Annotated in this window: 7 protein-coding genes; 2 read left to right on the top strand and 5 right to left on the bottom strand. The window is 39.7% G+C overall.

Annotation, left to right across the window (positions count from 1 at the left end):
• Window positions 1-346: 346 nt before the first annotated feature.
• Window positions 347-928: a GNAT family N-acetyltransferase gene (locus tag ADA55_RS19550; RefSeq protein ID WP_048686930.1), complete on the bottom strand. Its 582-nt coding sequence runs from the start codon at window positions 926-928 to the stop codon at window positions 347-349.
• A 96-nt stretch (window positions 929-1,024) separates the two neighbouring features.
• Here ADA55_RS19550 and ADA55_RS19545 point away from each other — a divergent pair, with 96 nt between their 5' ends.
• A complete protein-coding gene (locus ADA55_RS19545; RefSeq protein WP_034314508.1) occupies window positions 1,025-1,213 on the top strand; it encodes a hypothetical protein in 189 nt (62 codons plus the stop codon).
• 51 nt (window positions 1,214-1,264) lie between these two features.
• On the opposite strand, the gene ADA55_RS19540 is transcribed toward ADA55_RS19545, so the two are convergent.
• Entirely contained in the window at window positions 1,265-2,443 is a 1,179-nt protein-coding gene (locus tag ADA55_RS19540) for a putative glycoside hydrolase (RefSeq protein WP_053087433.1), read from the bottom strand.
• 536 nt (window positions 2,444-2,979) lie between these two features.
• Between ADA55_RS19540 and trpS the strand changes: the two genes are divergently transcribed.
• Window positions 2,980-3,966, top strand: coding sequence for a tryptophan--tRNA ligase (gene trpS / locus ADA55_RS19535; protein WP_048686928.1), 987 nt, complete (start codon window positions 2,980-2,982; stop codon window positions 3,964-3,966).
• A gap of 256 nt (window positions 3,967-4,222) precedes the next feature.
• On the opposite strand, the gene ADA55_RS19530 is transcribed toward trpS, so the two are convergent.
• The 3 genes from ADA55_RS19530 to fabF form a co-directional block, all read right to left on the bottom strand.
• Complete coding sequence (locus ADA55_RS19530; protein ID WP_034314514.1) at window positions 4,223-4,978, bottom strand: YjbA family protein; 756 nt, start codon at window positions 4,976-4,978, stop codon at window positions 4,223-4,225.
• A 114-nt stretch (window positions 4,979-5,092) separates the two neighbouring features.
• Complete coding sequence (locus ADA55_RS19525) at window positions 5,093-5,857, bottom strand: DUF2268 domain-containing protein (RefSeq protein ID WP_048686927.1); 765 nt, start codon at window positions 5,855-5,857, stop codon at window positions 5,093-5,095.
• 126 nt (window positions 5,858-5,983) lie between these two features.
• Entirely contained in the window at window positions 5,984-7,222 is a 1,239-nt protein-coding gene (gene fabF, locus ADA55_RS19520; protein WP_048686925.1) for a beta-ketoacyl-ACP synthase II, read from the bottom strand.
• Between the last annotated feature and the right edge of the window lie 21 nt (window positions 7,223-7,243).

Here is a 7,243-nt window from a genome sequence, read left to right as displayed (position 1 = left end):
CAGTTATTCGGCAGGAGTCCCGCAAATTTCTTCCATCCTTTAAGGATTACAGTAAAAAAACATCAAGGATCACCTATTCTTAAATTTGGTTCGGGATGAGTCTTGCCTACGGTTTTTCTTAAAATTTAATTCCAGTTTATTCCAGAAATCCACTCCCTGTCTGCCCAGCCTCCTCGACGCTAGCGTCTGCGGGGTCTCGGCTAGCCAGCATCTCGGCAGGAGTATGGCAAATTTCTTAATATATTGGACATCCAAAATAACTTTATTGAATATTAACCAAGTTCTCCTTTAAAAAGCAGGATTTCGACAAACTAAAAAGGGCCGGTTAACAACCGGCCCTTTTTACTCAAACTTCCATCTCTTTAAAAATATCGGCTTCCTGACCTGCATTCAAGCTAAGTACATCCTCTACATCTTGATAAGATTTCCCATAAAGATCATCATCCTTGTAAGTATGGATTTCAGAATAAATCTCTTTCATGAAATCAAATACATCTTCTTCATCAACAGATGGATTTGCCGGCCAATACAAGATTTCCATAGGCGTATTCTCCTTGGTGGCAAGCGATTTTCTGCTGTAGGAAATCGAAGAGGCGTGCTTGAATCCTTCCCTTTTATAAAATTTCAGCCTTTTAAATGTATCATCATCATTTTCTTGTACTGGTTCTACTTCCAGCAAGATCGTTTTCTGCTTTTTTTGCAATTTTTGAATTAATTTCCTTCCAAGTCCCTGCCCCCTTGATTTCTTTGATACAAAAAGGTAATCAACGAATATAAACTCGTCCCCTTCCACATATAATAAAACATGGTCGGGCCCTTCATCCTTTTTATATATTTCCTGTTTATCTTCTAAAAGAACTTCTATGTGTTCTTTTGACTTCATTTCTTCAATAGGGAAATACTGGTTTAGCTTTTCATACCAATTCATAATTTAATCTCCTCATTTGCTAGTTTATACTTTCCAGATTTTTTCTTATCCACTACAATGGAACTTGAATAGCTTGAAAATATTAGGAGGGTTTTGATGATCAGCTACTTTTTGGACTTTTTTTTAGTCGCCGCTTGCGTTATTGGCATTACGGCTGTGAATGGCGTTGTGACGAATGGCATCGGCGAAAAATGGTTTGGCGGGAAACGTCACTCTCATATTTTCGATCAATCGAAACGAATTCAGTCAGGGTGGAGTCAAGTTGGCGGGAATAAAAAGCGGTAATTCAGAGAGAATTTGGATGACCGGAAGGAACTTCCTGGGTCATCCTTTTTTTCATGGGGTATAGTCTACTCCCTTTGTATATCGATTTGCTGCATTCCACAATAAGTATTCATCAATACCATTATCATTCAATGCTTTTATTTGGGCTTCAACTTCTTCCTTACCATACCTTTGGTAATTTCCATCGCCTAAATAAGAGGCAGTAAAATCTTGCAGCCAAGGTCTTGAAGTAGGTGGTGTTTTTAATTCCTTCAGCTTCCCGTTCTCCAATTTCGCATATTCCTTAACGAGATTATAAGGCTCCAAATCAGGCTTTTCGATACCAAAATAAGATGTCCAGTGACTCGGGTAGATCATCGAGGAAATTACATCAACATTCTCAGAGATTTTTGTGAAGTTTTGCCCAATTCCAGGAGCTTCAGGCAATGTAGCCGCATATCCAAAAATATCAACTGACACTTCGACATCGTATGGCTCCAGTTGCTTCCTCGCATAACTTACGAAATCCGTCACTGCCTGAACCCTTTTGGCTGTATGACTCATTTTCGCTTCATCATATTCACCGACATTATATTTCAAATCATCTTCTTTATTTTCGAATCCTTCGGGAAAACGGACATAGTCAAATTGAATTTCTTTAAAACCCATCTTTGCCGCTTCAATGGCAATACCGACATTATAATCCCACACTTCTTTTAAGAATGGGTTAACGAAGGCTTCCCCTCGGCCATTCTTCCATACCTTTTCACCATCTAAAAAAGACAATTCAGGTTTCTCTTTGGCCAAAAGGGAGTCTTTAAAGACGACAACCCTTGCAATCGGATAAATCTGTTTATCCTCAAATTTTTTCAGCATTGCCCTTGGGTTTTTTATGTAGTCTTTACCAATCCCAGCATATGGAGAGTCGGGATCTTCCGTTTTATACGTTACATTCCCCTTGTCATCCTTAATGTCAATGACCATCGCATTCAAATCGGTTTCATCTACATAATTAATAAGTTCATTCAATTTATTGCCACCCGCTGCAGGCCCTGTCACATATATTCCGCGTACAGCATCCGGATAGTCGAATTTCAACCCCGAATCAAAAACAAAACGCGGTACGCTCGCAGGCAATTCTTTATTTTCTAATGCTACCTGCCTGGTTTCGTTCATGCCTTGCGCATGAACTGGCTGTTGAATCAGGAATAAGCATATACCTGTCATCAACCATTTACACATTGGTTTCATTTTCTCCACCTCATTCGCCATCAGTCATCAATATTCAACAAATATAATAAACCCCTTTCTTTAATACCACAAACAATTAACTTTACTCCTATAATTGATAAATAATTAAAAAAACTGCTTTACAAAGTTTCAGCTTAAGAATACGTTCACAATCCTGTATTCCCTTGTGAGTATCCTTCCCTAAAATGGTCTGCTCATTGTGATATATGTTAAACGGTTTGATTTTCCTTGAAGCCTTCATTTCTTCCATGTCAAAAAAAAGAAACGGAAAACCCTTTCTATTGGCTTGATTTCCGTTTCGATTATACATTTAATATGAATAAATGCTAAAATACAGTATAGTGGACATTTCGTATTCTCAAAATGGCATCGATACAGGACAAAACGGCCCTCCACAAGATTCAAATGAGCGTTTCCCCACAAAGGAACATGCACATTTCTTTCAAAGAATGTGGATTCATTTTCTATTTATCCTTACAATAATGAAGAGCGAATATCCATTTATCAATAAACGTATTTAGAGGAGTGACTAGCAGTTGAAAAGGATTTTCTCCGGCATTCAGCCATCCGGTTCCGTTACTTTAGGAAATTACATCGGAGCCATGAAACAATTCGTTAACTTACAAAATGAATATGAATGTTTCTTTTGTATTGTTGACCAACATGCAATTACAGTTCCACAAGACCGCATCAAGTTAAGGAAAAACATTAAAACATTGGCTGCTTTATATCTGGCCATTGGCCTGGATCCTGAAAAGAATACCATCTTCATTCAATCAGAAGTACCAGCGCATGCACAGGCAGGCTGGATTTTACAGAGTATATCCTATATCGGGGAACTTGAGAGAATGACACAATTCAAGGACAAATCCGCTGGCAAAGAAGGGGTATCCGCAGCACTGCTCACTTACCCGCCGTTGATGGCTGCCGATATTCTCCTTTATAGTACAGATGTGGTCCCTGTCGGGGAAGATCAAAGACAGCATCTAGAATTGACACGCGATTTGGCTGAACGATTCAATAAAAAGCATAATGACATATTTAAAATCCCGGAAATCAGCCTCCCTACAGAAGGGGCCCGTATCATGTCCCTTCAGGAACCAAACAAGAAAATGAGCAAATCCGATCCTAATAAAAAGGCGACGATTGCCTTATTGGATGATCCGAAGCAAATCGAAAAAAACATCAAGAGCGCAGTTACCGATTCGGAAGGAATTGTCCGTTACGATAAGGAAAACAAAGCAGGTGTTTCCAACCTGATGTCCATATACTCCATTTTCAGTGGAAAATCCTATTCAGAAATTGAAGAGATGTATGATGGCAAAGGCTATGGTGACTTTAAAAGTGATTTGGCTGAGGTGGTTCTTGGAGAAATCCTGCCAATCCAAGAACGCTTTAATGCATTGATCGATTCACCTGAATTGGATGAAATTCTGGACCGCGGTGCAGAAAAGGCGAATATTGAAGCCAATAAAATGATTAGAAAAATGTATAATGGCATGGGACTTGGCAGAAAGAGATAAAAGAAGACGATCCTCAACGGATCGTCTCAGTGTGTAAACAAAAAGGTTTCGGATGGTATCATTCCGAAACCTTTTCTTTGTAGCTCTTGATTCTTTCTCACATTCTTGTCAAATATGTCACTCCTCCGCGGACTCAGGCAAATTTTCAAATTGTACATAAAAAACACCCCGTAAATGTTAGTTTGGTGTCTAACATTTACGGGGCAGTTCAAGTCTGCCTACAGTCTGACTTATCCTACCGGATCGTCTTTTTTGTTCATAAAATCGATGGGCTATCGCCAGCCTCCACTTGCCAAAGCTTTTCAAAAAAAGGCTGCCCTTTCACAAGATTTTCACAAAGTTGAAGGTGCTTCTCTGACCAGCCTTCCTTCATTTCTTCATATAACTCAAGCCAAGCTATCTGAAAATCCATTTCTTGAATGCTTTCATATTTCTCAGGGGCCCATTCTGTGTACCAATAGCGGATTTCAGCAGTGTTTTTCGCCGTGAATAATTGGTCCATGGCCATGAATAGCAATTGCTTAAGCTGTCTTTCTTTTCTTGTCAAACCGTTCATGAATAAGGGAGACGGCGACAAAATATGATATTCTTTCTCAGATGTAGGTTTTTCAGTAAAGGTGTAATCCATCTCATCATGGTTTTCTATCATGTCATAAACAATTTGTTCCTGCCGGGGAATTATTCTGCTTTTCCTAATCGGAATATGATAACCTATCGTATCAACAGCTAAAATTCCATTTCCGTCAGTCACGATAAAACAATAGTCAAGCTGTATTCGCTCATGATTTTTCCTTGCATATGCTTTTTGATAAACATCATTCAGCAATGGCTTAGGTAATTCTGACAAGTCGTTTTCTATGTAGTGGAACAATGTTGATGACACTTTCAACAAAGGAACTTGATCTAGTAGTTCGATCCCGTCATCTTTCCTCCATTCATGAAAATGACAAATATTATAGCCGTTTTCTTCTCCTTCAAACCAGTTAACCCATACATCATGAAGATATAGCATCATTCATCCCTCACTTAAACAAATTTCTGTTTGTCAATCAGTATAGGCAGTAACCATACAATTTATTCCTATTCTAGAAAACAGATTAAGAAAAAAAGAACGTATATATTAGCTCTATTTTGATAAGAATTCTTCAGATTGAATAATGAATGATCTTTTCACGGAGAGTTTTTCAAAATTTTTCACCAGGTAATAGCCACTACAGTATCCAAGCATATATGGATATCCTTTCGACCCAAGCAGAAGTACATCATGAAGAGGATCTGTACGTTTTATCGTGTGCTTTTCCTCTAAATGCTTTCTCCAATATTCTCGTAGTTTATCTTCCTGATATAACTTAGTCCAATTCGCTAAATATTTTGTTCCTAAATATTTTCCCACCGTTCTTTCCGCCAGTCCTTCCATGATCATCGTATCAAGGAGAGTGAATTCTTTTTGGTCCTTTTTCAAATGATGCAGACGGCAAACATGATGGTATTCATGAATCAACAGGGCCTCCATTTCCTTTTCGGCTATCCCCTTTCCGTAAAAAAGGAATAGTTTATCTTTAAAGGCCAACCCTGACTTCGTTTCAACTTTTTTATTCCACATCCCTGTAGACATGAGCGGGAAAATATATATGGGAACATCTGGCCCTCCCCATAGCTTCTTATAAGCTGTAAACAAGCTTTGTGTTTTTTCCCATACATCGTTTTCTTGCAAGTCTTCCCATGTGAGTTTAGTTTTTTGATTCGGAGAATACATGCCATGCTTCAATAAATGATGATAAATCATATCCGCATCAAGGGTATCGTTGAAAGTGCTTTTAAGTCTTTCCATCATCTGGATCGGCCGGTTGAAATCCTTCCTCATCCATTCATTGGTTGAAATGACTCCCATTTCCCCATACACCTCCGCTTCTATTGACTATCGTATGATTTAATAAAGGCGGATGACACAATATATCCCTTTTCCCTTCAACATAAAAAAGAGCAGATCCCAAAAGATCTGCTCTTCCTTCAAAACTTATTGATATTTCTTGAAAAGAATCGTTGCGTTATGTCCACCGAATCCAAGTGAATTGCTGATGGCTGCATTGATTTCGCCCTTCCTTGCTTGATTCGGGACATAGTCCAAATCACACTCAGGGTCTGGTGTTTCAATATTGATGGTTGGAGGCAAAATGCTGTCCCTGATTGCCTGAATCGTGAATATTGCTTCCACACCGCCTGCTGCCCCTAACATATGGCCTGTCATTGATTTAGTGGAACTTATCGCAAGTTTATTAGCATGGTCGCCAAAGACTTCTTTGACTGCCATCGTTTCGTATTTGTCATTGTATGGCGTACTCGTTCCGTGGGCATTCACATATTGGATGTCTTCAGGATTCAAACCTGCATCCTCAATTGCAATTTTCATGGCTCTTGCCCCGCCTTCTCCACCTGGTGCCGGAGCGGTAATATGGAAGGCATCTCCTGTTGAGCCATAACCAGCTATTTCAGCATAAATCTTGGCTCCTCTATTCAATGCATGTTCAAGGTCTTCCAGAACGATGATTCCAGCTCCTTCACCTATTACAAAACCATCACGGTTAAGATCGAAAGGACGGCTAGCCGTTTGTGGATCAGGATTTGTCGATAAAGCCGTATTTGCACAGAAGCCTGCAACCGACATTTTTGTGATTGGCGCTTCGGCCCCGCCTGTAATCATGACATCGGCATCGCCCCGTTGAATGGCTTTAAACGCATCACCAATTGAGTTTGTTCCTGTTGCACAGGCTGTTACCGTACATGAATTGATTCCTTTTGCACCCAGTAAGATAGAAACCTGGCCGGCTGCCATGTCCGGTATCATCATTGGAACGAAAAATGGGCTAACCCGTTTATATCCCCTGTTTAAAAAGTTTTCATGCTGTGTTTCAAGTGTCTCCAGCCCGCCGATACCCGAACCGATCCAGACCCCGACACGTGCAGCATTTTCATCGGTTATTTCCAGCTTGCTATCATTATATGCCATAACGGAAGCTGCAATTGCATAATGGGTAAAACGGTCCATTTTGCGTGCTTCTTTACGATTTATATATGTTTCTATATCAAAGTCCTTGATTTCAGCAGCCACTTTAACGGGATATTCTTCAGCATTCAAACGAGTTAAAGGCCCTATTCCCGATTTCCCCTCGATTATATTCTTCCATCCAGTTTCTGCATCATTACCAACTGGAGAGATTGCTCCAATACCTGTTACAACTACACGACGATTAGTCATTGAAAATGGCTCCTTCCTATT

It is taken from the genome of Bacillus sp. 220_BSPC, assembly GCF_001054655.1.
In the GTDB taxonomy this organism is placed as follows: Bacteria; Bacillota; Bacilli; order Bacillales; family DSM-1321; genus Peribacillus; species Peribacillus frigoritolerans.
The sequence above is the reverse complement of the archived record's forward strand: the minus strand, read 5'-3'. Positions and strand labels throughout refer to the sequence as shown.

Bases quoted from the DNA above. Each gene is read 5' to 3' on its own strand.
- ADA55_RS19540 (WP_053087433.1), bottom strand. From the start codon at position 2,443: ATGAAACCAATGTGTAAATGGTTGATGACAGGTATATGCTTATTCCTG.
- ADA55_RS19525 (WP_048686927.1), bottom strand. From the start codon at position 5,857: ATGGGAGTCATTTCAACCAATGAATGGATGAGGAAGGATTTCAACCGG.
- ADA55_RS19545 (WP_034314508.1), top strand. From the start codon at position 1,025: ATGATCAGCTACTTTTTGGACTTTTTTTTAGTCGCCGCTTGCGTTATT.
- fabF (WP_048686925.1), bottom strand. From the start codon at position 7,222: ATGACTAATCGTCGTGTAGTTGTAACAGGTATTGGAGCAATCTCTCCA.
- ADA55_RS19550 (WP_048686930.1), bottom strand. From the start codon at position 928: ATGAATTGGTATGAAAAGCTAAACCAGTATTTCCCTATTGAAGAAATG.
- ADA55_RS19530 (WP_034314514.1), bottom strand. From the start codon at position 4,978: ATGCTATATCTTCATGATGTATGGGTTAACTGGTTTGAAGGAGAAGAA.